Source organism: Azonexus hydrophilus (genome assembly GCF_001956855.1).
Classification (GTDB): domain Bacteria; phylum Pseudomonadota; class Gammaproteobacteria; order Burkholderiales; family Rhodocyclaceae; genus Azonexus; species Azonexus hydrophilus_A.
In genome coordinates this window covers 128,066-153,297 of sequence record NZ_MTHD01000003.1, presented here as the reverse complement: position 1 = coordinate 153,297, position 25,232 = coordinate 128,066, and the positions used below count along the sequence as shown (strand labels likewise).

General features: G+C 63.4%; 22 protein-coding genes. 7 read left to right on the top strand and 15 right to left on the bottom strand.

The features are described 5' to 3' along the window. Positions 1-6 precede the first annotated feature (6 nt). Genes BJN45_RS09420 through BJN45_RS09395 form a run of 6 tightly spaced genes read right to left on the bottom strand, consistent with a single transcriptional unit; the run spans position 7 to position 4,687 of the window. Positions 7-222 (bottom strand): RNA-binding S4 domain-containing protein, encoded by a 216-nt coding sequence (locus BJN45_RS09420; protein WP_076094543.1) that lies wholly within the window; start codon positions 220-222, stop codon positions 7-9. After that, positions 219-869, bottom strand: coding sequence for a LutC/YkgG family protein (locus BJN45_RS09415; protein WP_076094541.1), 651 nt, complete (start codon positions 867-869; stop codon positions 219-221). The genes BJN45_RS09420 and BJN45_RS09415 overlap by 4 nt, the downstream gene beginning before the upstream one ends. Continuing rightward, positions 866-1,822 carry a D-2-hydroxyacid dehydrogenase gene (locus BJN45_RS09410; RefSeq protein ID WP_076094539.1) on the bottom strand — a complete coding sequence of 319 codons (957 nt, stop codon included), beginning with the start codon at positions 1,820-1,822 and terminating at the stop codon, positions 866-868. The genes BJN45_RS09415 and BJN45_RS09410 overlap by 4 nt, the downstream gene beginning before the upstream one ends. Then, a complete protein-coding gene (locus tag BJN45_RS09405) occupies positions 1,822-2,517 on the bottom strand; it encodes an aldehyde dehydrogenase family protein (RefSeq protein ID WP_076094537.1) in 696 nt (231 codons plus the stop codon). Before BJN45_RS09405 ends, BJN45_RS09410 begins: the two co-directional genes overlap by 1 nt. Before the next feature lie 2 nt (positions 2,518-2,519). Then, positions 2,520-3,959: a lactate utilization protein B gene (locus BJN45_RS09400; RefSeq protein WP_076094535.1), complete on the bottom strand. Its 1,440-nt coding sequence runs from the start codon at positions 3,957-3,959 to the stop codon at positions 2,520-2,522. Next, positions 3,956-4,687 carry a (Fe-S)-binding protein gene (locus BJN45_RS09395; protein WP_076094533.1) on the bottom strand — a complete coding sequence of 244 codons (732 nt, stop codon included), beginning with the start codon at positions 4,685-4,687 and terminating at the stop codon, positions 3,956-3,958. Before BJN45_RS09395 ends, BJN45_RS09400 begins: the two co-directional genes overlap by 4 nt. A 130-nt stretch (positions 4,688-4,817) precedes the next feature. Here BJN45_RS09395 and BJN45_RS09390 point away from each other — a divergent pair, with 130 nt between their 5' ends. Next, the gene (locus BJN45_RS09390; protein WP_083651225.1) at positions 4,818-5,546 is read left to right on the top strand and encodes an IclR family transcriptional regulator; all 729 of its coding nucleotides are present in this window, start codon (positions 4,818-4,820) and stop codon (positions 5,544-5,546) included. 37 nt (positions 5,547-5,583) lie between these two features. Here the strand turns inward: BJN45_RS09390 and pbpG are convergent, their stop codons facing one another. Continuing rightward, positions 5,584-6,588, bottom strand: a complete 1,005-nt coding sequence (gene pbpG, locus BJN45_RS09385) for a D-alanyl-D-alanine endopeptidase (RefSeq protein ID WP_076094530.1) — start codon at positions 6,586-6,588, stop codon at positions 5,584-5,586. Between the two features lie 102 nt (positions 6,589-6,690). Continuing rightward, the gene (locus BJN45_RS09380; RefSeq protein WP_076094528.1) at positions 6,691-8,970 is read right to left on the bottom strand and encodes an NADP-dependent malic enzyme; all 2,280 of its coding nucleotides are present in this window, start codon (positions 8,968-8,970) and stop codon (positions 6,691-6,693) included. A 244-nt stretch (positions 8,971-9,214) separates the two neighbouring features. Between BJN45_RS09380 and BJN45_RS09375 the strand changes: the two genes are divergently transcribed. Next, positions 9,215-11,059 carry a phosphoenolpyruvate carboxykinase (GTP) gene (locus BJN45_RS09375; protein WP_076094526.1) on the top strand — a complete coding sequence of 615 codons (1,845 nt, stop codon included), beginning with the start codon at positions 9,215-9,217 and terminating at the stop codon, positions 11,057-11,059. Between the two features lie 74 nt (positions 11,060-11,133). Continuing rightward, positions 11,134-12,294, top strand: coding sequence for a pyridoxal phosphate-dependent aminotransferase (locus BJN45_RS09370; RefSeq protein ID WP_076094524.1), 1,161 nt, complete (start codon positions 11,134-11,136; stop codon positions 12,292-12,294). Here BJN45_RS09370 and ampD read toward each other — a convergent pair. The 7 genes from ampD to BJN45_RS09335 form a co-directional block, all read right to left on the bottom strand. Next, complete coding sequence (gene ampD, locus BJN45_RS09365; protein WP_076094521.1) at positions 12,271-12,840, bottom strand: 1,6-anhydro-N-acetylmuramyl-L-alanine amidase AmpD; 570 nt, start codon at positions 12,838-12,840, stop codon at positions 12,271-12,273. The two genes, BJN45_RS09370 and ampD, sit on opposite strands and share 24 nt — an antisense overlap. Further along, on the bottom strand, positions 12,837-14,189 hold the full coding sequence (locus tag BJN45_RS09360; RefSeq protein WP_076094519.1) for a sigma-54-dependent transcriptional regulator: 1,353 nt from the start codon (positions 14,187-14,189) through the stop codon (positions 12,837-12,839). The genes ampD and BJN45_RS09360 overlap by 4 nt, the downstream gene beginning before the upstream one ends. Beyond that, entirely contained in the window at positions 14,180-15,751 is a 1,572-nt protein-coding gene (locus tag BJN45_RS09355; protein WP_076094518.1) for a two-component system sensor histidine kinase NtrB, read from the bottom strand. The genes BJN45_RS09360 and BJN45_RS09355 overlap by 10 nt, the downstream gene beginning before the upstream one ends. A gap of 1 nt (position 15,752) precedes the next feature. Further along, entirely contained in the window at positions 15,753-15,980 is a 228-nt protein-coding gene (locus BJN45_RS09350; RefSeq protein WP_240494540.1) for a PP0621 family protein, read from the bottom strand. 10 nt (positions 15,981-15,990) lie between these two features. Continuing rightward, on the bottom strand, positions 15,991-16,620 hold the full coding sequence (locus BJN45_RS09345) for a ParA family protein (protein WP_076094514.1): 630 nt from the start codon (positions 16,618-16,620) through the stop codon (positions 15,991-15,993). Then, positions 16,617-17,948: a TAXI family TRAP transporter solute-binding subunit gene (locus BJN45_RS09340; RefSeq protein ID WP_076094512.1), complete on the bottom strand. Its 1,332-nt coding sequence runs from the start codon at positions 17,946-17,948 to the stop codon at positions 16,617-16,619. The genes BJN45_RS09345 and BJN45_RS09340 overlap by 4 nt, the downstream gene beginning before the upstream one ends. A 150-nt stretch (positions 17,949-18,098) precedes the next feature. Beyond that, positions 18,099-20,249 (bottom strand): UvrD-helicase domain-containing protein, encoded by a 2,151-nt coding sequence (locus BJN45_RS09335; protein ID WP_076094509.1) that lies wholly within the window; start codon positions 20,247-20,249, stop codon positions 18,099-18,101. Positions 20,250-20,502: 253 nt separating this feature from the next. Here BJN45_RS09335 and BJN45_RS09330 point away from each other — a divergent pair, with 253 nt between their 5' ends. The 4 genes from BJN45_RS09330 (at position 20,503) to holA (ending at position 25,222) form a co-directional block, all read left to right on the top strand. After that, the gene (locus BJN45_RS09330) at positions 20,503-20,853 is read left to right on the top strand and encodes a hypothetical protein (RefSeq protein WP_083651169.1); all 351 of its coding nucleotides are present in this window, start codon (positions 20,503-20,505) and stop codon (positions 20,851-20,853) included. Positions 20,854-21,049: 196 nt separating this feature from the next. Beyond that, positions 21,050-23,659: a leucine--tRNA ligase gene (leuS, locus tag BJN45_RS09325; RefSeq protein WP_076094507.1), complete on the top strand. Its 2,610-nt coding sequence runs from the start codon at positions 21,050-21,052 to the stop codon at positions 23,657-23,659. Positions 23,660-23,669: 10 nt separating this feature from the next. After that, positions 23,670-24,191, top strand: a complete 522-nt coding sequence (gene lptE, locus BJN45_RS09320) for an LPS assembly lipoprotein LptE (RefSeq protein WP_076094505.1) — start codon at positions 23,670-23,672, stop codon at positions 24,189-24,191. Further along, entirely contained in the window at positions 24,191-25,222 is a 1,032-nt protein-coding gene (gene holA / locus BJN45_RS09315) for a DNA polymerase III subunit delta (protein ID WP_076094503.1), read from the top strand. Before lptE ends, holA begins: the two co-directional genes overlap by 1 nt. Positions 25,223-25,232 lie beyond the last annotated feature (10 nt).

Below are 25,232 nucleotides of genomic sequence, written 5' to 3'. Positions count from 1 at the left end.
ACGGCCTTATTCGGCGATCAGTTCGACCGTTTCGCCGGCAAATTCGACCCGCTGCCCGGGGCGCAATTTTGCCCGTTTGCGCGTGTCGACCGCAGCATCGACCTTGACCAGGCCTTCGTTGATCGCCGCGTGTGCCGAACCGCCGGAGTCGCACAAACCGGTTGCCTTGAGCAGCTGGTCGAGCTGGATATACTCGCCGCGCACGGCAAATTCGATGGTCATGCTGTTTCCCCGATCACGATCAGATGCACCCGGCACGGCCCGTGGGCGCCGAGGACGATGGTTTGCTCGATATCGCCGGTGCGCGATGGCCCGGAGATGAAATTGACGGCCCGCGGCAGTTGACCGCGCTCGCTGCGCAGCAACGCGAAAGCCTCTTCCATGGTACCGACGATACGCGATGCCGGCACCAGCGCGATATGCGTTTCCGGCAGCAGACTGACCGAAGCCGGCGTAGCCGTCCCGGACAGGAGCATCAGCGTGCCGGTTTCGGCAACGGCGCAGAAGCAACCGGAAATCCCCGTTGCATCGGCGTCGACCGCAGGACCGCTGCGACAGGCCAGACCGGCCGCGGCCCAGTCCAGGCCGGCGACGTCGAGCGTCGTCACGGCGCTCAGCGGCAGTTCCTGCGCCGCCAGCCAGGCAGCGACGTGGGCTGGCACCTGCTCGTAATCCGCCAGCCGCTCGACACTGCTCGCCAGGCTTACGGCCTTTTCGCAGAATCGGGCCAGCAGATCGCCCGCCAGCACCGGCTGCGGACCCGGCGAGCGGGCGCGCATCCAGGTTTCGGCAAGGGCCCGGCGACCGGCGGCATCCGGCTTGCCAACGCCAGCCCGGACCCGGGCAAGGATTTCTTCACGAGCGCTCATGTCACGACATTCCTCGGGTTACCGGCAACAAAGGCTTCAATGTTATCGATCAACTGGTCGGCCAGCGCCTGCATCGCCGGCCGGCTGGCCCAGGCGACATGTGGCGTCAGCAGGAAATTGGGCAGCGCCAGCAGCGCCGGATCGACCATCGGATGACCGGCGGGCGGCGGTTCGGCGGTGATCACGTCGAAACCCGCGCCGGCGATCCAGCCTTCGCGCAAGGCCCGAATCAGCGCCGCTTCATCGACGATGCCACCGCGGGCGGTATTGATCAGCATTGCCGTCGGCTTCATTGCCTGCAATTCGGCTTCGCCGATCAGGCCACGCGTTTCGTCGTTCAGCGGGCAATGCAGGCTGATCGCGTCAGCCGCCGCCAGCACCTCGGCAAACGCCGTGTAGCCGGGACGGACGACTGCGGCAGCGCGATGTTCGGCGCGCAGCACACGCATGCCGAAGGCCTCGGCCAGCCGGATCACACCGTTACCCAGGCTGCCCGAACCGATGACGCCGAGCGTTGCGCCGTGCAGGTCACGGATAGGATGATCGAACAGGCAGAACTGGTCCGACTGCTGCCAGCGTCCGGCTTGTACCGTTTCACGCCAGGCGAACAGGTTGCGCGACAGCGCCAGCAGCAGCGAAAAAACATGCTCCGGTACCGTATGCTCGGCATAACCGCGGATGTTCGAGACGACGATGCCGCGCCGGCGGCAGGCCTCGAGATCGACGATATTGGTGCCGGTCGCAGCCACCGCAATCATTTTCAGGTCGGGCAGCGCGTCGACCGCAGCAGCCGGCAGCGGCACCTTGTTGACGATGGCGATGGTCGCCCCGCGCAGGCGTTCGACCAGCTCGTCTGGCGCCGTTTTCGGATATTCGGTCCAGTCGTGGGCAAAAGCCGGTCGCCGGACATCAGCGATCACCGATTCGCGTTCCAGATAGACAATGCGCTGCATCAGGCCGCCATCACGAACGGCGTACCGTGCTTCGCCACCAGCGCACCGACCTGCCCGCCGAGCGCCGGATCGCCGGTAAACACCAGGCGATCGACGCCAGCCACGCACAAGCCTTCGATAGCCGGACCATCGCCATGCACCAGGTTGAGCACACCGGCCGGCCATTCGCAACGGGTCGCCAGTTCGCACAACGCAAACGCCACCGACGGCGCCTTCGGGCTCGGCTTGACGATCAGCGCTGCGCCAGCCAGCAGTGCCGGCACGGCCGCCGCCACCAGGCCGGCCAGCGGCCGTCCGGCATCGACCACCAGCGCCAGCACGCCGGTCTCGCCGACGCTCATCGCCCGCAGGCCGGCCACCGCCTCGGCAATCTCGGCATCTGCCTGGGCCTCGGCGCAACCACTGTCCTGCATCAGCAACTTGGCAAAATGGCCGGCATAACGCGCCAGCCCGTCGGCCAGGCGCACCAGGCAAAGCTGGCGGGCGGCCAGGCCCATCGCCGCCCATTCGCCCTGCGCCGCGCGCGCCGCGTCGACCGCGCTGGCGGCTTCTTCAGCACCGCACATCGGCACGCGGTGGCGGGCTTCCCCGGTCGTCGGATTGACCACGTCGAAAAAGCGCTCGCCGACGGTCAGGTAGGCCCGGCCGTTGATCCAGAGGGGAATGGCCATCGGGCCTTCAGGTGCGAATTCCATCGTCAGTCTCGCTTTCTTGCTGCGTATTGTTCGAAAAATGTCCGGTTGCCAGCCACCGGCAGATCGCGTGCTGCGGTCCACCCGGGTGCGAAGCCGAAAATGCGGATACGGCCGCTGCCGTCAGCCAGCCAGTTCAGATAACGCGCTGCCAGCCGCGTCAGCGCGCGGTACAGCGCCGGCCGGGTCGCCAGCCACGCCCAGGCGCGCAGACCAAGGCGTTCGCCCCAGGGACGCAAGCCCCGCTCGTGCTGGATCTCGCGCAGACCGTGCATCAGGTCGGGCAAGGGAATGCGTACCGGGCAGACACTCGAACACTGGCGGCAGCCGGTCGACGCGTGGGGCAGATCGAGCGCGTTCTCGATGCCGGTGTAGAGCGGGGTCAGCACCGAACCCATCGGCCCGGGATAGACCCAGCCATAGGCATGGCCGCCGAGCGAGAAATAGACCGGGCAGTGATTCATGCAGGCACCGCAACGAATGCAGCGCAGCATCTCCTGGTAGGCCGAGCCGACCAGGCTGGCCCGACCGTTGTCGACCAGGATGAACACCGTTTTGGTCGGCCCTTCGACCTCTTCCTCGCTACGCGTGCCGGTCAGCAGCGAGACGTAGTTGGAGATGGTCTGGCCGGTCGCCGAGCGCGGCAGCAGGCGCATCAGCGTGGCAAAATCCTCGAGCGTCGGCACCACTTTCTCGATACCGGTGATGACCACATGCAGCTTCGGCAGCGTCGTCACCATGCGGCCATTGCCTTCGTTGGTCACCAGCGCCGCCGTGCCGCTCTCGGCGATCAGGAAATTGGCCCCGGAAATGCCCATGTCGGCCGACAGGAAATGCTGGCGCAACACGCCACGGGCCTCGCGGGTGAGCGCCGGAATGTCGGCGGAGGTCCGCTCTTCCTGCGGTCGACCGTGAGTTTTGGCGAATAATGCCTCGACCTCCTCCAGCGACTTGTGCACGGCCGGCGCAATGATGTGCGACGGCGCCTCACCGGCGAGCTGGATGATGTATTCACCGAGATCGGTCTCCACCGGCTCGATGCCCGCTGCTGCGAGCGCCTCGTTCAGCTGCGCCTCTTCCGACAGCATCGATTTCGACTTGGTCACCTTGCGCACGCCATGGCGCTGCGCCACATCGATCACCAGCTTGCAGATCTCGTCGCCGTCACGCGCCCACAACACCTCGGCGCCCCGGGCACGGGCATTGTCCTCGAAGATCTCCAGCCAGACATCAAGATCGGTCAATGCCCGGTCGCGGATACCGGCGCAGGCATCGCGCAATTGCTCGAATTCCAGCCCGTCGTCGGGCAGCGCCGCCATGCTTTTCGCCCGCTTGCCGGAAAACAGCGGCTTGGCTTTCTGCAGGGCCTTTTGCAACACCGGGTTGCGCACCTTTTCCGCCGCCCGGGACTGAAAGAACATCGCCTGCGAATGACCGGCCTTCATGCCTTGACCTCACCGGCCAGCACTTCGGCGACATGCAGCACGCGCGTTTTCTCGTCGCCGCGGCGACGCAGGCGCCCCTCGATGTTGAGCAGGCAACCGAGATCGCCGCCGACCACCGCATCGGCACCTGCGGCGGCGATCGAATCGCACTTGCGGTCGACGATGCGGGCCGAGATATCGGCATAGTTTTCCGCGAAGGCACCACCGAATCCGCAGCACTCCTCGCACTCGCCCATTTCCTGCAGGCTCAGTCCCTTGACGCGCGCCAGCAGGGCCCGTGGCTGCGCCTTGATGCCGAGCCCGCGCAAGCCCTTGCACGAATCGTGATAGGTGACGCTGCCGGCGAATTCGCCGGGCACGGCTTCGAGCCCGGCCACCTCCGCCAGGAAAGCCGTCAGCTCGTGCGTACGGCCGGCCAGCGCACGGGCACGCGGCCCCCAGACCGGGTCGTCGGTGAACAATTGCGGATAGACCTTGACGATCTGTTCGGCACAGGAGCCCGATGGAACGACCACGGCATCGTAGCCCTCGAGTTCGGCAATGGCCTTTTGCGCCAGCGTGGCCGCCAGCGGCCGATTGCCGCTGCTCCAGGCCGGTTGACCGCAGCAGGTCTGCGCCGGCGGCACGACCACATCGTTGCCGGTGGCCTCAAGCAACCGCAGTGCAGCAAAGGCCACGGAAGGACGCATCAGGTCCACCAGGCAGGTAACGTATAAGGCAATCCGCATGTTAATATTGCGCCGCACAAGAAGGCAAAGTAGCCAATGCTACTCAAACCCCGCGAATAAAGGAATCCAGTTGTCAGAAGCAGCCGACGGCGCTACCAGAACTCCCGGTTCGATCCAGGTCATCGAACGCATGATGTCGCTGCTCGACGCCCTGGCTGCCGCCCCCGATGCAGCGAGCCTGAAGCACCTGGCTGGCGCCACCGAATTGCATCCATCGACGGCCCACCGCATTCTTGCGGCGATGTGCAACGCCCGTTTCGTCGAACGTCAGGATGCCGGCAATTACCGCCTCGGCATCCGCCTCCTCGAACTGGGCAACATCGTCAAGTCACGCATCAACGTCCGCGAAGTCGCCCTGCCCTTCATGCAGGCATTGCATGAGCAGATCGGCGAAGCGATCAACCTCGGCACCCGTCACGACGACGAAATCGTCTATCTCGAACGGACCTCGTCCGGGCGCGCGCTGGTCCGCGTCGTCTATCTCGTCGGCGGCCGGGCGCCGCTGCACCTGACCTCGCTTGGCAAACTATTCCTGGCTGCCGACGGCACCCAGAAGGTCCGCGACTACGCCCGTCGCACCGGACTGCCGGGCAAGACCCCGCATTCGCTGACGACACTGGAAGCGCTGGAGAAGGAACTGGACAAGGTTCGCCGGCACGGCATCGCCTACGATGACGAGGAAGCGGAAATCGGCCTTAAGTGCGTTGCTGCGCCGATTCACGATGACGAAGGTCAGGTAATCGCCGCGCTGTCGGTTTCGGCACCGGCCGATCGCCACAACCTCGACTGGGCCAGACAGGTGCTTGAAACCGCCAACGCGGTGTCACACGCCCTGGGCTACGTCCAGCCTCGCGCCTGAAATCTTCCCGGCCGAAAAGCCTCCCGTCTGAAAAATATCAGACCGGCTTGATGCCAACCGCCAGGGCGGCGCTTTCCATCCAGCGCTTGATCCGGTTGGCATCGCCGACCCGGGTCATCTTGCCCTGCGAATCCAGCAGCACGATGATCACCGGCTTGTCGGCGACCCAGGCCTGCATCACCAGGCAACGCCCGGCTTCGGAAATATAGCCGGTCTTCGACAGTCCGATATGCCAGTTGTCGCTGCGCACCAGGGCATTGGTATTGCCGAAGGTCTGGATACGTCCGTTCAGTTCCAGCTTGGCCTCGGCGGTCGTCGAATACATGCGGATCTGCGGATAGCGGGCAGCGGCCGTGACCATTCGCGCCAGATCATGGGCAGTGGACACGTTGTTGCTCGACAGGCCGGTCGGCTCCTCGAAACGCGAATCGAACATGCCGAGCGAGCGCGCCTTGCGGTTCATCGCCTGGACAAAGGCGTTGATGCCACCCGGATAATGCCGGCCGAGCGCGTTGGCGGCGCGGTTTTCCGACGACATCAAGGCCAGCAGCATTGCCGTCTCGCGGGTCATTGTCGTTCCCACCGGCAGACGCGAACGCGTGCCCTTGAGGTCATCGATATCATCAGCACTGATGGCGATGACTTCGCCGAGATCGAGTCCGGCGTCGATGACCACCATCGCGGTCATCAGCTTGGTGATCGAGGCAATCGGCACGACGGCATCCGGCTGCTTTTCGACCAGCACCTTGCCGCTATTCTGATCGATGACGACTGCCGCCGAAGACTGGATTGCCAGATGGGCCGGATCATCATTCAAGGCCACGTGGCGAACCGGCTTGCGCGCCGGAACTGAGGACTTGGCGACCACTTTCTTTTTTTGCGTTTTCTTGGCGACCTGTTTTTTTGCGACCTGCTTCTTGGCGGCAACCGACTTGGTCGCCGTCTTTTTCGCGCCCTGCGCCTCGACCTTGGCAGCCAGCACCTGCAACGGGGCTGCCACCAGGGTCAGGGACGCAAGCAAGGCCAGTAATTTTCGCCGCATGAAAACACTCCAGAATTAACCCCGAATTTTATCCGAGTTTAGCAAAGCGTTTCAAAATTTCAATCAAACCAGAAAGATAGCGGCGAAAATTGAAGCAGTGACTCAGGAAGCATCGACGACCGTCAAGGCCGTCATGTTGACGATACGGCGCACCGTTGCCGTCGGCGTCAGGATATTCACCGGCTTCGCCGCTCCCAGCAGGATGGGACCGACCGTCAGGTTATCGCCGGCCGCCACCTTGAGCAGGTTGAACGAAATGTTCGCCGCATCCAGTGTCGGCATGACCAGCAGATTGGCCTGCCCCTTGAGGCGCGAATTCGGGAAAGCTGCCTGGCGGATCTGGTCATCAAGGGCTGCATCACCATGCATTTCGCCTTCGACTTCGAGTTCCGGTGCCAGCTTCTCCAGCCTGGCCAGCACTTCGCGCATCTTGATCGCGGTCGGCGTGTTTTCGGTGCCGAAGGTCGAGTGCGACAACAGCGCCACCCGCGGATGGATACCGAAGTTGCGGATCTCCTCGGCAGCAAGCAGGGTCATTTCAGCCAGTTGCTCGGCATTCGGATCGTAATTGACGTAGGTATCGGCGATGAACACCGTCCGCTCCGGCAACATCAGCAGGTTCATCGTGTAGTAACGATCATGCTGGGCACGGGTGCCGATGACGCTCTGGACATACTCGCGGTGCGTCTCGTGGCGACCGAAAGTGCCGCAGATCAAGCCATCCGCATAGCCCAGACGAACCATCAGCGCGCCGTACAAGGTGTTACGGCGACGCACTTCACGCCGCGCATAGTCCGGCGAAACGCCCTTGCGCTCCATGATGCCATGATAGGTCTGGCAGAACTCCTCGTAATGCTCATCGAAGAAAGCGCAGCCTTCGGAGTGCACGATCTCGAAATCCTCGCCTTCGCGGATGCGCAGGCCGGCTGCCTCGACGCGACGATTGATTTCGGCGTGACGGCCGATCAACACCGGCATGGCGATGCCCTCATCGCGAATGACCTGAACGGCACGCAACACACGCTCGTCCTCGCCTTCGGCGAAGACGATGCGCTTGGGCGCCATGCGGGCCTGCGAGAACACCGGCTTCATGATCAGACCGGAGTGGTAGACGAATTCGTTCAGCCCCTGCAAATAAGCGTCCCAGTCCTTGATCGGACGAGTGGCAACGCCGGAATCCATGCCGGCTTTGGCGACAGCCGGGGCGATCTTGACGATCAGGCGCGGATCGAAAGGCTTCGGAATCAGGTATTCGGGACCGAAGCCGGAAATCTTTTCGCCGTAGGCCGAGGCGACGACATCCGATTGCTCGGCACGGGCCAGTTCGGCAATCGCCTTGACTGCCGCCATCTTCATTTCTTCGGTGATCGTCGTCGCACCGACATCGAGCGCACCGCGGAAGATGAACGGGAAGCAGAGCACGTTATTGACCTGGTTCGGGTAATCCGAACGGCCGGTGCACATGATGGCGTCGTCGCGCACGCTCTTGACCAGCTCCGGCGAAATTTCCGGGGTCGGGTTGGCCAGCGCCATGATCAGCGGATTGGCCGCCATCTTCGCAACCATTTCCGGCTTCAGCACGCCACCGGCGGACAGGCCAAGGAAGACGTCGGCATCGGCGATCACTTCACCAAGCGTCCGGGCATCGGTCTGCTTGGCGTAGCGCGCCTTGATCTCGTCCATTTCCTCGACGCGACCTTCGTAAACCACACCCTTGATGTCAGTGACCCAGATGTTCTCGACCGGCGCACCGAGCATGACCAGCAGATCGAGACAGGCGAGCGCAGCCGCGCCGGCGCCGGAAGTGACGATCTTGACCTTCGACAGATCCTTGCCGATCAGGTGCAGGCCGTTGAGGATGGCCGCGCCGACGACGATCGCCGTGCCGTGCTGGTCGTCGTGGAAGACCGGGATCTTCATTCGTTCGCGCAGCTTCTTCTCGATATAGAAGCACTCCGGCGCCTTGATGTCCTCAAGGTTGATGCCTCCGAAAGTCGGTTCAAGCGAGGCGATGGTATCAATCAGCTTGTCCGGATCGCGCTCGTCGATCTCGAGGTCGAAGACATCGATGTTGGCGAATTTCTTGAACAGCACGCCCTTGCCTTCCATGACCGGCTTGGCGGCCAGCGGCCCGATCGCGCCAAGGCCAAGTACGGCAGTCCCGTTGGTGATGACACCGACCAGATTGGCGCGCGCCGTCAGCGTCGAGGCTTCGGCCGGATCGGCGACAATCTCTTCGCAGGCGAAGGCGACGCCGGGCGAATAGGCCATTGCCAGGTCGTACTGGTTGGTCAGTTGCTTGATCGGCGTGACCGCGATCTTGCCCGGCTTCGGGTTACGGTGATAGTAGAGCGCTGCTTCGCGCAGTTGTCTCGGATCCATGTCTTCCTCCGTTTTATATCGTGAAATACGTTTTTGGGATGCGGTAAATTATATCACGCGGCCGCTCAAGGCCCTATTTCGGACATCACTTAGCAACAGAAAGTCAAGTAGCTATTTACCCTCACTTCATGCATAATTACGGGCTTCCCAGCCGACGGCCCCTCGCCGCTCTAAGTCTTGGTGGCAGCTCCCGGCGACTGGCGTGAAACCTAGCTATTTCAGTAACTTAGAGAGAGACATCGCCATGACCGCACCGCTGAATGCACCCGACTACGTCAAACATGAAGGCCTGAAGACTTGGGTCGCAGAGATCGCCGCGCTGACCCAGCCCGACCAGATTCACTGGTGCGACGGGTCGCAGGAAGAGTATGACCGTCTGTGTGCGGAAATGGTAGAAGCCGGCACGCTGATCAAGCTGAATCCGGCCAAGCGTCCGAATTCCTACCTTGCCTTCTCCGACCCGTCCGACGTCGCCCGTGTCGAAGACCGCACCTACATCTGCTCAGCCAAGAAGGAAGACGCCGGCCCGACCAACAACTGGGAAGAGCCTGCCGTCATGCGCGAAACCCTGAACGGCCTGTTCAAGGGCTGCATGAAGGGCCGTACGATGTACGTCATCCCGTTCTCGATGGGTCCGCTCGGTTCGCCGATCGCCCACATCGGCTTCGAGATTACCGACTCCGCCTACGTCGTCACCAACATGCGCACGATGACCCGCATGGGCAAGAAGGTCTTCGACGTGCTCGGCACCGATGGCGAATTCGTGCCCTGCATCCACACTGTCGGCGCGCCGCTCGAACCGGGCCAGCAGGATAGCAAGTGGCCGTGCAACCCGACCGTCAAATACATCGTGCACTACCCGGAAACCCGCGAAATCTGGTCCTACGGTTCCGGCTACGGCGGCAACGCCCTGCTCGGCAAGAAGTGCTTCGCGCTGCGCATCGCCTCCAACATGGCGCGCGACCAGGGCTGGCTGGCCGAACACATGCTCATCCTCGGCGTCGAATCGCCGGAAGGTGAAAAGTCCTACGTCGCTGCCGCCTTCCCGTCGGCCTGCGGCAAGACCAACTTCGCCATGCTGATCCCGCCGAAGACCCTCGACGGCTGGAAGATCACCACCATCGGCGACGACATCGCCTGGATCAAACCGCGTGTCGACAAGGACGGCGTTACCCGTTTCTACGCCATCAACCCGGAAGCCGGCTTCTTCGGCGTTGCCCCGGGTACCTCGGAAAAGACCAATTTCAACGCGCTGGCCACGTTGAAGGAAAACATCATCTTCACCAACGTCGCGCTGACCGACGATGGCGACGTGTGGTGGGAAGGCCTGACCAAGCAGGCACCGGATCACCTGATCGACTGGCAAGGCAAGGACTGGACGCCGGAAGACGGCAAGAACGGTCGCAAGGCTGCCCACGCCAACTCGCGTTTCACCGCCCCGGCCAGCCAGTGCCCGTCGGTTGACTCGGCTTGGGAAGATCCGGCCGGCGTGCCGATCTCGGCCTTCATCTTCGGCGGCCGCCGCGCCACCACCGTGCCGCTGGTGTATCAAGCCTTCAACTGGAACTACGGCGTCTACATGGCCGCTACCCTCGGTTCCGAAACCACTGCCGCTGCCTTCGGCCAGCAGGGTGTCGTCCGTCGCGACCCGTTCGCCATGCTGCCGTTCTGTGGCTACCACATGGGCGACTACTTCAACCATTGGCTGAAGATGGGCAAGACCGTCGATGCCACGCCAAAGATCTTCTGCGTCAACTGGTTCCGCATGGACAAGGACGGCAACTTCATGTGGCCGGGCTTTGGCGACAACATGCGCGTACTGAAGTGGATCGTCCAACGCTGCAAGGGCACCGTTGCCGCCAAGGAAACCGTGCTCGGCTGGATGCCGAAATTCGAGGACATCGACTGGAACGGTCTGGAAATCGACAAGGCCGATTTCGAAGCCCTGACCACCATCGACGCCGACGCCTGGAAGTCCGAACTGGCCGGCCACAAGGAATGGTTCGACAAGATGGGCGAAAAGATGCCGCGCGAACTCGTGCTCAAGCGCGAACTGTTCGAAATGGGCATCTTCAAGGACGCCGCCTGATCCTAGCCTGAGCCAGGATCATACGGCCACCGGGGTTAGCAAAACCCGGTGGCCGTTTTGCTTTGGAGAATTGCATGCTGCGTTCCGCTGCCCGTCTGGCCGACATCGAGCCATTCCACGTCGTCGAATTGCTGACCCGCGCCCGCCAGCTTGAAGCTGAAGGCCACGACATCATCCACATGGAAATCGGCGAACCCGACTTTCCGACGCCGGCACCGATCGCAAATGCTGCGGTCGACGCCATAAAATCGGGAAAAACGCTGTACACCCAGGCCTTCGGTCTGCCCGAACTGCGCGCCGCAATCAGCGATTTCTACCGCCAGCGCTACGGCGTCACCGTGCCGGCAGCGCGCATCGCCGTCACCAACGGCGCCTCCGGTGCGCTCAATCTGGCCTTCGCCTGCCTCGCCGATCCCGGCAGCGAATGGCTGCTGGCCGACCCTGGATACCCATGCAACCGGCACATTTTGCGCACCTACGAAGGTCGACCGCAGTCGATTGCCGTCGGCCCCAACAGCAATTTCCAGCCGACCCCGACGCAGGTCAGCGCAGCCTGGAACGAACTCACCGCCGGTCTGCTCGTTGCCTCGCCGGCGAACCCGACCGGCACCTTGCTGACCCTGCCCGAGATCGCGGCGCTGGCCGAGGTCTGCCGCAAGAATAACGGCCATTTTCTGGTCGACGAGATCTATCACGGTCTGACGTACGAAACTAACGCTACAACTGCCTGCGCAGCCGGCGACGACATCTGGGTGATCAACAGCTTCTCGAAATATTTCCAGATGACCGGCTGGCGACTGGGCTGGATGGTAATTCCCGAGGCTTTCGTCCGCGATGTCGAGAAACTGGCGCAGAACCTCGTGCTCTGTCCGTCGACACCGGCGCAATACGCCGCGCTCGCCGCCTTCCTGCCGGAAACCATCGCCATCCTCGAGGAACGCCGTGCCGAATTCCGCCGCCGTCGCGATTTCCTCGCACCGGCGCTGGAAGCCATCGGTTTTCACATCACCGCCCGGCCGGAAGGTGCCTTCTATCTGTATTGCGACTGTTCGGCGCTGGCCGCCGACAGCTTCACGCTGGCCCGCGACCTGCTCGAAAAAACCGGCGTGGCGGCGACGCCGGGACTGGATTTCGGCAGCAACGCGCCGGAAAAACACATCCGCTTCGCCTACACCACCAGCGTCGATCGGCTGGCCGAGGCGGTCGAACGCCTACGCCGCTACTTCGGGCGGTAAGGCGAGCCCGGGATAACGGGCGGCGACCGCCGCCCAGTCGAAATGCGTGCCGGGATCGGTTTTTCGCCCGGGGGCAATGTCGCTGTGGCCGGCGATCGCGGTGATCGGGTAGCGCTGGCGCAAGGCATCGAGCAGGCGCCACAGCGCAGCGTATTGGGCTTCGGTGAACGGCTGCTCGTCGCAGCCTTCGAGTTCGATGCCGACCGAGAAATCATTGCAGTTGTGGCGCCCGCACCAGTCCGAACGCCCGGCGTGCCAGGCACGCTGGTCGCAAGCGACGAACTGGACGACGCGACCGTCGCGCCTGACGTAGAAATGCGCCGATACCTGCAGCCCGGAAATCTCGGCGAAATAGGGGTGGACCGCAGCATCGAGCCGGTTGAGGAAGAAATCCTCGACCCAGTCACCGCCGAATTCGCCGGGCGGCAGGCTGATGTTGTGCACGACGACCAGCGACACTTCCGTGCCGGCCGGCCGCTCGCCGAAATTCGGCGATTTCCTGCGGTCAACCGCAGCGAGCCAGCCATTTTCCAGCCAGGCGCTCATTCGATGCCCAGCCGTTCCAGTCGGTAGCGCAGCGAACGGAAGGTGACGCCGAGCAGACGCGCCGCTGCCGTGCGGTTGCCCTCGGTCTTCTGCAATGCTTCGAGGATGGCCTGGCGTTCAAGGCGGTTCAGGTAGTCGTCGAGCGTCTCGCTGCCGCGCCCCTGCAGGTCGTTGCCACAGGCCTCCTCGGGCTCCAGGTGCAGGTCCTCGGGTTCGATCAGGTCACCGGCGCACAGCGCGGTCGAGCGCTCGAGGATGTTCTCCAGTTCGCGCACGTTGCCAGGAAAGGAATACAGTTGCAGCGCCTTGATCGCCGCCGCCGACAGCCGCGGATGCGACTCGCCGCAGAGCTTGCCGAGCAGGCTGTCGACCAGCGGCGCGATGTCCTCCATGCGCTCGCGCAGCGGCGGCATGCGCAGTTCGATGACATTCAGCCGGTAGTAAAGATCCTGGCGGAACTTGCCCTGATCCACACATTCGCGCAAGTTGCGATGCGTCGCACAGATGACGCGCAGATCGACCGGTTCCTCGGCAACGGCACCGACCTTGCGCACGCGCTTTTCCTGGATCGCACGCAACAGCTTGACCTGCATCGCCAGCGGCAGGTCGGCGACTTCGTCGAGGAACAGCGTGCCGCCGCTGGCCGCCTGGAAGAATCCGTCACGGTCGCTGTCGGCGCCGGTGAAGGCGCCCTTGCGATAGCCGAAGAATTCGCTCTCCATCAGGTTTTCCGGGATCGCACCGCAGTTGACCGGCACAAAGGGCGCGGCGCTGCGCGCACTGCGCGCATGGATCAGCCGTGCCGCCAGTTCCTTGCCGCTGCCCGATTCGCCGGAGATGTAGATCGGTGCCTGGCTGCGCGCCATTTTCTCGATCATCGCGCGCACCTGCTGCATGCTCGCCGATTCTCCGGTCAACGCCCGCAATTCGTCATTTTCCGCAGCGCTGTCCGGCAGACGCAAGGCCGATTTGACCAGCGCCCGCAACTGTTCCAGCCCGACCGGCTTGGCCAGGTAATCGAAGGCGCCGGCCTTGAGTGCAGCGACGGCATTCTCGGCACTGCCGTAGGCGGTGATCACGGCCACCGGCAATTGCGGATACTGCTCACCGATGTGACGCACGATCTCCAGCCCATCACCATCGGGCAGACGCATGTCGGTCAGGCACAACTGGAAACTGCCGGCTGCCAGCACCGCCTTCGCCTCGGCCACCGAACCGGCACACTCGGCCGCCAAGCCCATACGCGCCAGCGTCAGGTCGATCAACTCGCGGATATCCGCCTCGTCATCGACAACGAGGACACGATTCAGCTCGCCACGAGGGCGTCGTTCGCCACGGATCAGGGACACGTATCGATTCTCCCGGTAACAATGAAATGGGCACCAACAGACTCAGGCGCCAGTACCAGCGAGCCACCGTTAGCCACACACAACTCGCGGGCGATGAACAGGCCCAGCCCGGTACCCTGCGTATGCGTCGTGAAGAACGGCTCGAACACCTGGTCGCGCAGTTCGGCCGGCACGCCGGGGCCATCGTCGCTGACATGCAATTCTACCCAGCCCTGGCGCGCACCGGGCACGACCTTGATGTGCAAGGCACCGGGGCTGCGCGATGAATGACGCAGGCCGTTGCCCACCAGATTCCACATCACCTGGTGCAGATGCGCGCGGTCGAAGCACATGAACACACCGTCCGGGACATCCAGCGTGATCGTTGTCGCCGGCAGATTCTCGTTGGCCAGCAGGTCGACCGCAAAATCCTCGAGAAACCCGCCCAGGGGAATCGACTCGCCCTGCGGCTGTTTCTGGCGCCCCAGTTCGAGCACATCGCTGACGATGCGATCGAGGCGTGCCGTATTGTCACCGATGATGCGCAGCAGGCGCTCATAGATATCGCCACGCCGCTCTTCCTTGAGCAATTCCCCGGCATGGCTGATGGCCGACAGCGGATTACGGATTTCGTGTGCGATGCTTGCCGTCAGGCGTCCCAGCGCAGCGAGCTTGAGTTGCTTGGCCTGCTCCTTGATGCGCCCGATGTCCTCGACGAAGACCAGCACCTCGCCATCCGAACTGGCTGTCGATTCGAAACGCGCGCCGAGTTCGGCATTGCCGCCACCGAGAAACATCACGCTGTCGTTGCCGCCACCGGCACGCCAGAGCGCCAGCGCCGCATCCAGCGTCGGCGCATGCTCGGCCAGGTTGCCACGCTCCGGCAGGCCGAGCAGCCAGGCTGCCATCGGGTTGTGACGGACGACCTGACCGTCACGCGAAACGATCAGCACACCATCCTGCATGCGCTCGACCACCCGCTGGTTGATGCGAATCTGGTTATCCAGCGCAATGCCGCGGCGCCGCGCCAGGTCCTCGTTGATCATGATGCGCTGACCGAGCAGGCGGGCGAGAATGGCGGTGGCGAAATAGCCCGCCGAAATGAAGCCGGCCTGAACGATGCTGCCCTGATCGATCCCCCGATAGAGGATGCCGACTGTTTGCGAAAACAAGGCCGCCAGCGTTGCCAGCGCCGCGTAGAACAGCACCAGTCGTCCTTGCCCGACAAGGCTGGCGGCGGCCAGTGAAATCAGCAGAACCAGGCCGAATCCGCTGCTGACGCCACCGGCGATGTACATCAGCGTGTTGATCACCAGCACATCGACAATAACCTGTGTCGATAGCTGGAAATTGAAGTGCCTTTGCCAGAGGCGTGCGAGCACCATGCCGCCAGCGGTCACCAGGATATAGATGGCCAGCAGCGAGAAATTGAAGCCTGAAGGCAGCAGGTTGAGCCGCACCGTCCATTCGTTGGGAAACAACAGCGCCACAAAACACAAGCCGCCGAGCAACAGCCGGTACAGGTTGAAATACAGGAAGGAGCGCCAGTTGGCCTCCCAGGTTGTCGTCAGCCAGCCCTGCACGTCACTTCCCGGCAGTCTGGGCGGCCCGGCGATGCGCCTCGTTGCAGAAATGGCGGTCGCCATCGGCCAGCGCGTCGCTCTCCGGCAGATGCACGCCGCAATGGGCGCAGCGCACCATGCGCTCCGGCAATGGCGGCGGCGTCTCCGCGGCAGGCGGCAGTTCCGCCCGCTTCTTCCAGGCCCACCAGACGACCAGGGCGAGGATCAGCAGCAGAAGATATTTCAGCATGGGCATTCCTTCACTGCGGCCGCTCGACCCACTCGATGATCGCCTGCCACTGCTCAATGTCGCGCTCGGCGCGCGAGCGCGGCAGGTCGAACAGCGTCATGCCGGCAGCAGCAGCCTGGACATAAACCTGGGTATCGCGCAGGTAAGCCAGCACCGGCAGGTCGAAGGTGGCAAAGAAACGCTCCAGTTCGGCCGCCGCCCGCGTCCGCGCATCGACGCGCATGCCGATCACGGCAACATCGGCGCGACCCTTGCGCACCGCTTTTTCGTCCAGCAGCGCTTCGAGGAAATGGCGCGTCGCCCGCATGTCGAACATCGACGGCTGCACCGGCACGATGACCCGCGTCGATAGCTTCAGCACCTTGTCGAGCAGCTTGCCGTACAAGCCGGCCGGGGTATCGAGGACAACGTGCGTGGTGCCTTTCGGCGGCCGGGCAATTTTGTCCGGACCGATATCCCAGGTGTCGATGGTCGGCAGTTCGAACGGGCGGGTCGACAGCCATTCGCGCGACGACAACTGGCGGTCGATGTCACCGAGCATCACATCATGGCCGCGATTGGCGAAATAGCCGGCGAGGTTGGTTGCCAGCGTGCTCTTGCCCGAACCGCCCTTGGGATTGGCGACGAGGAAACCTTTCATGCACCACGCTCCTTCTTGTCGAGAATGCGCCGCACCAGGTTGACGTGCTCGCGCAGGGTATAGACCAGATCGGTGTAGCCCAGCGGCACATGCAGTACGGCCGCCTCCTCGTCGAGCGTGTCGAGACGGCTGCGGTATTCTTCCAGGCGCGCCGGGTCGTAATGGTTCTTCAGGTCGTCCTCGAGGAATTTCAGTTCGCCGTAGCAGCGGAACACCTTCGAGCGCACCCGCCAGCTGTACAGCGCCGGCGCCACACGCATCAGCGGAATGAGCAGGGCGATCACCGGCACCAGCAGCACGATCAGGCGATCGACCAGCACCGCCAGCCAGAACGGCAGGTAACGCTGCAGGAACGGCGGGCCGGACTTGAAGAAACGGTCGGCCTCGGACGACAGCGGCAGCATCGCATCCATGTAGGCCGGGAATTCGTTGGCAGTCTGGAAGAACCCCGGCTTGCCATGGACCTGGCGCGCCGCCTGCAGCAGCAGGTTCTGCAGCGCCGGGTGCAGATCCTCGCTGACCACCAGACTGGCCGTCGGCGCCAGCACACGGGTATCTTCCGGCGGCAGGTCGCGCACCAGGTCGGCAACGCCCTTGGGCATCGTCAGCCGGGTCAGAAAGGGATAGCGGCGCTCGTAGGCGAAGGATTGCGAGAAGTTCATCAGCTTGACGCCGGGCGAGCGCAGCAGCACCTGGACCACCGGCGCATGCTCGGCGGCAATGATGAAGGCGGCGTCGATACGCCCTTGCTGCAGCTCTTCGGCTGCGTCGAGGCCGGAAATCGGCAGCGTGTTGGCCTTGAAATCGACCTCATTGTCTTCCAGCAGGCGCTGCGCCAGCTGGCGAATGCCGGAGCCTTCCTGGCCGATGGCGATACGTTTGCCCTGCAGGTCGCTCAAGCGGTCGATGGTTTTTCCGCGATAGAAAACCCAGACCGGTTCGTAGAACACGCTGCCCAGCGAGAGCAGGCCGTAGTTTTCGGGTTCCTGGTCGATATCGGCGTCATCGGGCTGCTCGACGACGCCGCCCTGGATGAAACCGATCTGTGCTTCGCCGCTGCGCAGGCGCTCGAGATTCTGCACCGATCCTTCCGATGTCCGCACCTCCAGCGTGATCCCGGCGCGGGCCAGGATCGCCTCGTAGCGCTTGGCAAAATGATAGTAGGCGCCGCTGTCGCCGCCGCTGGTCATGATGACGTGGCGCGGTGGTGCCGGCTCGACGAACTGGAAGGCAATGACGAAACCCACGCCGGCAATCAAAAAAATCCACCAGGCGGTCGCAAACAGATCGCGCAACGAAAGAAGTCCAGCCTTGATTTTTGCCATCATGCGTCGCCTACCAGAGACAGGCCCCTGTCATCATCATCGAGTCCACGAGGGTATCACCGAGCCCGCCTGCGATCTACCGCGAAGCGCCGCTGCCAGCACGGAAAAGCGCCCGTTTCTGCGGTCGACCGCAGAAATCCGGCAAAAATGCGCTCATACCGGTGTCAGCTTGGCATATTCCAGCGCCAGCCATTTCATCCCGGCGCCGCCGCCGAAATTGACCTGCACCCGCGCATCGGCACCGCGGCCTTCGGTAGACACGATGACGCCAACGCCGAACTTGGCATGCTCGACAGTCTGCCCAACGCGCAGGCCGCCGGCGACCGGCTCGCTGCTGGCGGTAGCGGTGTAGCCGCCCCAGGTCGGCGCCGCTGCCGCCTTCTTGTTCAACTTCAGCAGCAACTCGGTCGGAATTTCGTCGAGGAAGGAAGAAGCCGTGCAATAGCGGGTCTGCCCGTGCAGCATCCGCGTCTGCGCGCAGGACAGGTAGAGCCGTTGGCGGGCACGGGTGACCGCGACGTACATCAGCCGGCGCTCTTCCTCCAGACCTTCACGACCTTCGCTGACTGCGTTCTCGTGCGGAAACAGCCCCTGCTCCAGGCCGCTGATGAAGACGATGTCGAATTCCAGACCCTTGGCTGCGTGCACCGACATCAACTGGACCGCTTCCTGGCCCTCGCCAGCCTGATGCTCGCCGGATTCCAGCGAAGCATGGGCAAGGAAGGACGCCAGGGCGCCGCCCTCGCCCGCATTTGCCATCACCACGCCGTCGTCGTCGACAAAGGTGGCGGCGGCGTTGATCAGTTCATCAAGGTTCTCCAGCCGTTCCTGACCTTCCTTTTCCAGCCGGTAATGCTGGGCCAGGCCGGATTTTTCGACGACATGCTCGATGATCTCCGGCAGCGGCAGCTTTTCCGTTTCCTGGCGCAAGGTCTCGACCAGGCGGATGAAGGCACCGACGGTCTGGCCGGCCTTGCCGGTCAGCGAAGCGGCGGCGTTGTACAGGCTCGAATTCATCTGGTGCGCGGTCGCCTGCAGGTTTTCCAGCGAACGGGCGCCGATGCCGCGCGTCGGGAAATTCACGACGCGGAGGAAGGCGGTGTCGTCGTCCGGGTTGCCCAACAGGCGCAGATAGGCGAGCGCGTGCTTGACTTCCTGGCGCTCGAAGAAGCGCAGGCCGCCATAGACCTTGTACGGCACGCCCTTGGTGAACAGTTCGTGTTCGAGCACACGCGACTGCGCGTTCGAACGGTAGAGGATGGCGCATTGCGTTGCCGGCACGCCGTCACGCACCAGTTCGCGGATCTCGTCGACGATGAAGCGGGCTTCGTCGATGTCCGAATAGGCTTCGAAGGCGCGGATCGGCTCGCCGTCGCCGGCGTCGGTCCACAGGTTCTTGCCCAGGCGCTCGCGGTTGTTTTTGATGATCGCGTTGGCGGCGGCGAGGATGTTGCCGTGCGAGCGGTAGTTCTGCTCCAGCCGGATGATGTTGTCGGCGCAGTAATCGCGTTCGAAATCGCGCATGTTGCCGACCTCGGCGCCACGGAAGCGGTAGATCGACTGATCGTCGTCGCCGACCGCAAAAACCTTGGCGCCACCGCCGGCCAGCAGTTGCAGCCAGGCATACTGCAGTTTGTTGGTATCCTGGAACTCGTCGACCAGGATGTGCCGGAAACGCTGCTGGTAATGCGTGCGCAGTGGCTCATTGCGCTGCAACAGCTCGAAACAGCGCAGCAGCAGTTCGGCAAAATCACAGACGCCTTCGCGGTTGCACTGGGCTTCGTACTCGGCGTAGATGTCGACGCGCTTCTGCGTGTAGTGGTCGTACACCTCGGCCTGCGCGGCGCGCACCCCCTGTTCCTTGTGCGCGTTGATGAAATGGCACAGTTCGCGCGGCGGGTATTTCTCGTCGTCGATGTTGAGGTTCTTCAACAGCCGCTTGACCATCGCCAGCTGGTCGGCCGAATCGAGGATCTGGAAAGTCTGCGGCAGACCCGCCTCGCGGTAGTGCGCGCGCAGCAGCCGGTTGCACAGACCGTGGAAGGTGCCGATCCACATGCCACGGACGTTGATCGGCACCAGCGACGACAGGCGCGCGGTCATTTCGCGCGCCGCCTTGTTGGTGAAAGTCACCGCCAGCACGCCGTGCGGACCGACCTGGTTGGTCGAGATCAGCCAGGCGATACGAGTTGTCAGCACGCGCGTCTTGCCGCTGCCGGCCCCCGCGAGGATCAGCGCATGCACCGGCGGCAGCGTCACCGCCTGCAGTTGGGGGGAATTCAGATTGGCGAGCAGGTCGGACATGGCTGGGTGGGGGTCACAGAAACAAAGCGACAGTGTACAATGCCGGCCGCCAATTGCAGGACAAATGGTCGGACCAATCTGTTGCGGTTGTGCAACGCACCATTGTCATGGCGACAATTCGTTACAAGCTTTCGAGCCGATAAAAAGTATACTGACCACGAATATATTGCAGTGCACAAAACTTTTTGCCCACAAGGCAGTCTATCAAGCAAGTGGTTACCGCCACGACATACGACATAGAAGGAGCAACAGCATGAACAGCATGAAATCGCCGAAGATCCTCCCCTGGATCGCCAAGAAGGCCGGCATCAGTGAAGAACTGGCCCTCAAACTGTGGCGTCGCGCCGTCGGCGAAGCCGAGTACCTGACCGGCAAATCCGAAGGTTCCGAGTTCTGGGGCCTGGCCGTCGAGCGCTTCCTGTCCGTCGTCGAGGACGAAGCCGGTACGCTGTCCACCAACAAGCTCAGCCCGGCCCCGCAACTGACCTGGATGTGGCGTCACCAGACCCGCATGTCGCTGCTGTCGCTGATGGCCGCGCAAAACGCCTACCGTTACTGGCAGAACACCTGGGGCGACATGACCGGCCAAAAAAAAGCCGCGTGACCGGACGTCGCTGACGTTCGGCCCGCTGTGCAGCGTGCAGGCTGCGCAGCGGGGAACCCCTGAAAAAATCCCGGATCTGGCCGGGTGTTGCGGTCAACCGCAGTATTTGCTGAAAAACCGGGCCGGTTACCAGACCGTGCAACCGCTATAATTCGCGGTTCGATCGACGATCCTTCAGCAAGAACACCCCATGCCCATGCAGGAAAAATACACCCCGGCCGACATCGAGCGCGCCGCCCAGCAACACTGGGACGAATCCGGCGCCGCCCGCGCCGTTGAAGACAACAGCAAGCCGAAGTACTACTGCCTGTCGATGTTCCCGTATCCGTCCGGGAAACTGCACATGGGCCACGTGCGCAACTACACGATCGGCGACGTGCTGTCGCGTTTCCACAAGATGCAGGGCTACAACGTGCTGCAGCCGATGGGCTGGGACGCCTTCGGCATGCCGGCCGAAAACGCCGCGCTGGCCAACAATGTCGCGCCGGCCGGCTGGACCTACTCGAACATCGATTACATGCGGACGCAGCTCAAGTCGCTCGGCTTTGCCATTGACTGGGAACGCGAATTCGCGACCTGCACGCCGGAGTACTACCGCTGGGAACAGTGGCTATTCACCCGCCTCTACGAAAAAGGCCTGGTGTACAAGAAGCTCGGCACCGTGAACTGGGACCCGGTCGACCACACCGTGCTCGCCAACGAACAGGTCATCGACGGCCGCGGCTGGCGTTCCGGCGCGCTGATCGAGAAGCGCGAGATCCCCATGTACTACATGAAGATCACCGCCTACGCCGAGGAACTGCTCTCCGAACTCGACAACCTGCCGGGCTGGCCGGAGCAGGTGCGCCTGATGCAGAAGAACTGGATCGGCAAGAGCACCGGCGTACGTTTCGCCTTCCCGCTCGCCGACAACCCGGATGAGAAGCTGTGGGTATTCACCACCCGCGCCGACACCATCATGGGCGTCACCTTCGTCGCCGTCGCCGCCGAGCATCCGCTCGCCCAGCGCGCAGCGGTGAACAACCCGGAACTGGCCAATTTCATCGAGGAATGCAAGAAGGGCGGCGTTGCCGAGGCTGACATTGCGACGATGGAAAAGAAGGGGATGCCGACCGGCATCTACGTCACGCACCCGCTGACCGGCGAAAAAGTCGAAGTCTGGGTCGGCAACTACGTGCTGATGAGCTATGGCGATGGCGCCGTGATGGCCGTGCCGGCGCACGACGAGCGCGATTTCGCGTTTGCGCTGAAGTACAACTTGCCGATCAAGCAGGTCGTCGCCGTCGAAGGTGAATCCTTCAGCGACCAGCAATGGGCCGAGTGGTACGCCGACAAGGTCAAGGGCAAGCTGGTCAACTCCGGCAAATACGACGGTCTCGGCTACGAAGCCGCCGTCGACGCCATCGCTGCCGACCTCGCCGCCAAGGATCTCGGCGACAAGAAAGTCCAGTTCCGCCTGCGCGACTGGGGCATTTCCCGCCAGCGCTACTGGGGCTGCCCGATCCCGATCATCCACTGCAAGACCTGCGGCGATGTGCCGGTGCCGGACGAGCAATTGCCGGTCGTCCTGCCCGAGAACGTCGAAATCACCGGCGCCGGTTCGCCGCTGGCGAAGATGCCCGAGTTCTACGAGTGCAAGTGCCCGAAGTGCGGCGGCGATGCCCGCCGTGAAACCGACACCATGGACACCTTCTTCGAGTCGTCCTGGTACTTCCTGCGCTACGCCTGCCCCGACAACACCACGGCCATGGTCGACGAACGCGTCGCCTACTGGTGCAAGGGCGGCATCGACCAGTACATCGGCGGTATCGAACACGCCATCCTCCACCTCCTGTACTCGCGCTTCTTCACCAAGCTGATGCGCGATGTCGGCCTGATCGGCGACTTGGGTGAACCCTTCGCCAACCTGCTGACCCAGGGCATGGTCGTCGCGCCGACTTTCTACCGTGAACTCGACGGCGGCAAGAAGCAATGGATCAACCCGGCCGACGTCGATGTCGTCACCGACGAAAAGGGCCGCCCGACCGGCGCCACCTTGCGCGCCGACGGCCAGCCGGTGGTCATCGGTGGCACCGAGAAGATGTCGAAGTCGAAGAACAACGGCGTCGATCCGCAAGCCCTGATCGACCAGTACGGTGCCGACACGGCGCGTCTGTTCATCATGTTCGCCTCGCCGCCCGATCAGTCGCTGGAATGGTCGGACGCCGGTGTCGAAGGCGCCTACCGTTTCCTGCGCCGCGTCTGGAAGAGCGTTTACGACCACGTACAGACGGGGACGGTTGCCGCGAAAATCGAACAGGAAGCACTGTCGACCGCACAAGCCGACCTGCGCCGCAAGCTGCACCAGACGATGGGCAAGGTCGCCGACGACTACGGCCGGCGCAAGCAGTTCAACACCGCCATCGCCGCCGTGATGGAACTGCTCAATGCCTACGACAAGTGCGATCTCAAGGATGCCGCCGGCCGCGCGCTCGCCCAGGAAGTCCTGGAAAGCGCCGTGCTGCTGCTGTTCCCGATCGTCCCGCACATCGGCCAGGCGCTGTACGCCGAGCTGAAGCCGGGGGCCGATGCCGGCAGCGCGGCTTTCCCGAAGGCCGATCCGGCAGCGCTGAAGCAGGACGAGATCGAGCTGGTCATTCAGGTCAACGGCAAGCTGCGCGGCAGCATCCGCGTACCGGCCGCCGCCGACAAGGCAAGCATCGAAGCCGCCGCGCTGGCCAACCCGGACGCACAGAAGTTCATGGAAGGCAAACCGGCAAAGAAAATCGTCGTCGTGCCCGGCCGCCTGGTCAACATCGTCGTCTGAGGAAAATCGCATGCGCTTCCCGTTCCGCTCACTGTTCGCCTTGTTCCTCGCCGTCCTGGTGGCCGGCTGCGGCTTCCATCTGCGCGGCGCGGGCAGCGGCGACCTGCCGTACAAGACGATGCACATTGCCCTGCCCGAAACGGCCGAAGTCCGCATCTGGCTGGAGCGTTACGTCAAGAGCAGCGGCAACACCGAGATCGTCGCTGACGCCAAGTCGGCGGAAGCCGTCTTCCAGCAACTGGAAGACAACCGGCAAAAGACCATTCTCAGCGTCAATGCTCAGGGCCGCGTGCGTGAATATCGCCTGCAGCTCACCTACCGTTTCCGCGTGGTCAACGGCAAAGGACAGGAAATCATTGCCCCCAACGAAATCGCGCTCAGTCGCGACATCAGCTTCGACGATTCGAACGTGCTGGCCAAGGACATCGAAGAAGGGCTGCTTTGGCGCGACATGAACAACGACCTGGTCAACCAGATCATGCGTCGTCTGTCCATCATCAAACCCAAAGATCCGGATCTGGAAGCGGACTGATGCTGCTCAAGGCCGAACAGCTGGCCGCGCACCTCGAACGCGAGTTGCGCCCGCTTTACGTGCTGTACGGCGACGAGCCGCTGCTGGTCATCGAGGCGGCCGACGCCATCCGGGCCAGATCGCGCAGCGCCGGCTACAGCGAGCGCGAAGTGCTGACCGTGCTGCCACAGTTCGACTGGGGCAGCCTGCTCGCCGCCGGCGGCAACATGTCGCTGTTCGGCGACCGCAAACTGATCGACCTGCGCATCCCGACCGGCAAGCCGGGCAAGGACGGCAGCGCCGCGCTGCAGCAATGGTGCCAGAACCTGTCCGCCGACAACCTGCTGTTGATCACCCTGCCCGAACTCGACTGGCGCGAGGAAAAGGCCGCCTGGTTCACCGCGCTGGTCAACGCCGGGGTCGCCGTCAAGCTGAACGCGCCGCCGCTTGCCGAGCTGCCCGGCTGGATCGCCGGGCGACTGCGCCAGCAGCAGCAAAGTGCCGACAACGACAGCCTGAAGTTCATCGCTGAACGGGTCGAAGGCAACCTGCTCGCCGCCCACCAGGAAATCCAGAAACTGGCCCTGCTCTACCCGACCGGCAAACTGTCGCCCGAGCAGATCCGCGACGCCGTGCTCAACGTCGCCCGCTACGACATCGACGGCCTGCGCGAAGCGTTGCTGGCAGGCGATGTCGCCCGCCTGGCGCGCACCCTCGATGGCCTGATGCAGGAGGGCGAAGCGCCGCCGCTGGTGCTGTGGGCGATGAGCGAGGAAATCCGTGCCCTGACGACGATACGCAGCGGCCTCGATGCCGGCCGGCCGCTGGACCTGCTGCTGAAGGACGCCAAGGTCTGGGGGCCGCGCCAGGCGCCGGTGAAAAAAGCCCTGCAACGCCTGTCGACCGCAAACCTCGAAGACGCACTCCGCCACGCCGGCCGTATCGACCGGCTGGCCAAGGGCATTGGCCAGGGCAACCTGTGGGAGGAATTTCTTCACCTGGGCCTGCGGCTGTGTCCGGCGGGTAAGCTTGTCGCAAGGAATCCCGTATAAACTCCCCAAA

What these genes read in the sequence shown, in the direction of transcription:
- BJN45_RS09420 (WP_076094543.1), bottom strand. Translation starts at nt 222, where the DNA reads ATGACCATCGAATTTGCCGTGCGCGGCGAGTATATCCAGCTCGACCAG.
- BJN45_RS09415 (WP_076094541.1), bottom strand. Translation starts at nt 869, where the DNA reads ATGAGCGCTCGTGAAGAAATCCTTGCCCGGGTCCGGGCTGGCGTTGGC.
- BJN45_RS09410 (WP_076094539.1), bottom strand. Translation starts at nt 1,822, where the DNA reads ATGCAGCGCATTGTCTATCTGGAACGCGAATCGGTGATCGCTGATGTC.
- BJN45_RS09405 (WP_076094537.1), bottom strand. Translation starts at nt 2,517, where the DNA reads ATGGAATTCGCACCTGAAGGCCCGATGGCCATTCCCCTCTGGATCAAC.
- BJN45_RS09400 (WP_076094535.1), bottom strand. Translation starts at nt 3,959, where the DNA reads ATGAAGGCCGGTCATTCGCAGGCGATGTTCTTTCAGTCCCGGGCGGCG.
- BJN45_RS09395 (WP_076094533.1), bottom strand. Translation starts at nt 4,687, where the DNA reads ATGCGGATTGCCTTATACGTTACCTGCCTGGTGGACCTGATGCGTCCT.
- BJN45_RS09390 (WP_083651225.1), top strand. Translation starts at nt 4,818, where the DNA reads ATGATGTCGCTGCTCGACGCCCTGGCTGCCGCCCCCGATGCAGCGAGC.
- pbpG (WP_076094530.1), bottom strand. Translation starts at nt 6,588, where the DNA reads ATGCGGCGAAAATTACTGGCCTTGCTTGCGTCCCTGACCCTGGTGGCA.
- BJN45_RS09380 (WP_076094528.1), bottom strand. Translation starts at nt 8,970, where the DNA reads ATGGATCCGAGACAACTGCGCGAAGCAGCGCTCTACTATCACCGTAAC.
- BJN45_RS09375 (WP_076094526.1), top strand. Translation starts at nt 9,215, where the DNA reads ATGACCGCACCGCTGAATGCACCCGACTACGTCAAACATGAAGGCCTG.
- BJN45_RS09370 (WP_076094524.1), top strand. Translation starts at nt 11,134, where the DNA reads ATGCTGCGTTCCGCTGCCCGTCTGGCCGACATCGAGCCATTCCACGTC.
- ampD (WP_076094521.1), bottom strand. Translation starts at nt 12,840, where the DNA reads ATGAGCGCCTGGCTGGAAAATGGCTGGCTCGCTGCGGTTGACCGCAGG.
- BJN45_RS09350 (WP_240494540.1), bottom strand. Translation starts at nt 15,980, where the DNA reads ATGCTGAAATATCTTCTGCTGCTGATCCTCGCCCTGGTCGTCTGGTGG.
- BJN45_RS09345 (WP_076094514.1), bottom strand. Translation starts at nt 16,620, where the DNA reads ATGAAAGGTTTCCTCGTCGCCAATCCCAAGGGCGGTTCGGGCAAGAGC.
- BJN45_RS09340 (WP_076094512.1), bottom strand. Translation starts at nt 17,948, where the DNA reads ATGATGGCAAAAATCAAGGCTGGACTTCTTTCGTTGCGCGATCTGTTT.
- BJN45_RS09335 (WP_076094509.1), bottom strand. Translation starts at nt 20,249, where the DNA reads ATGTCCGACCTGCTCGCCAATCTGAATTCCCCCCAACTGCAGGCGGTG.
- BJN45_RS09330 (WP_083651169.1), top strand. Translation starts at nt 20,503, where the DNA reads ATGAACAGCATGAAATCGCCGAAGATCCTCCCCTGGATCGCCAAGAAG.
- leuS (WP_076094507.1), top strand. Translation starts at nt 21,050, where the DNA reads ATGCAGGAAAAATACACCCCGGCCGACATCGAGCGCGCCGCCCAGCAA.
- lptE (WP_076094505.1), top strand. Translation starts at nt 23,670, where the DNA reads ATGCGCTTCCCGTTCCGCTCACTGTTCGCCTTGTTCCTCGCCGTCCTG.
- holA (WP_076094503.1), top strand. Translation starts at nt 24,191, where the DNA reads ATGCTGCTCAAGGCCGAACAGCTGGCCGCGCACCTCGAACGCGAGTTG.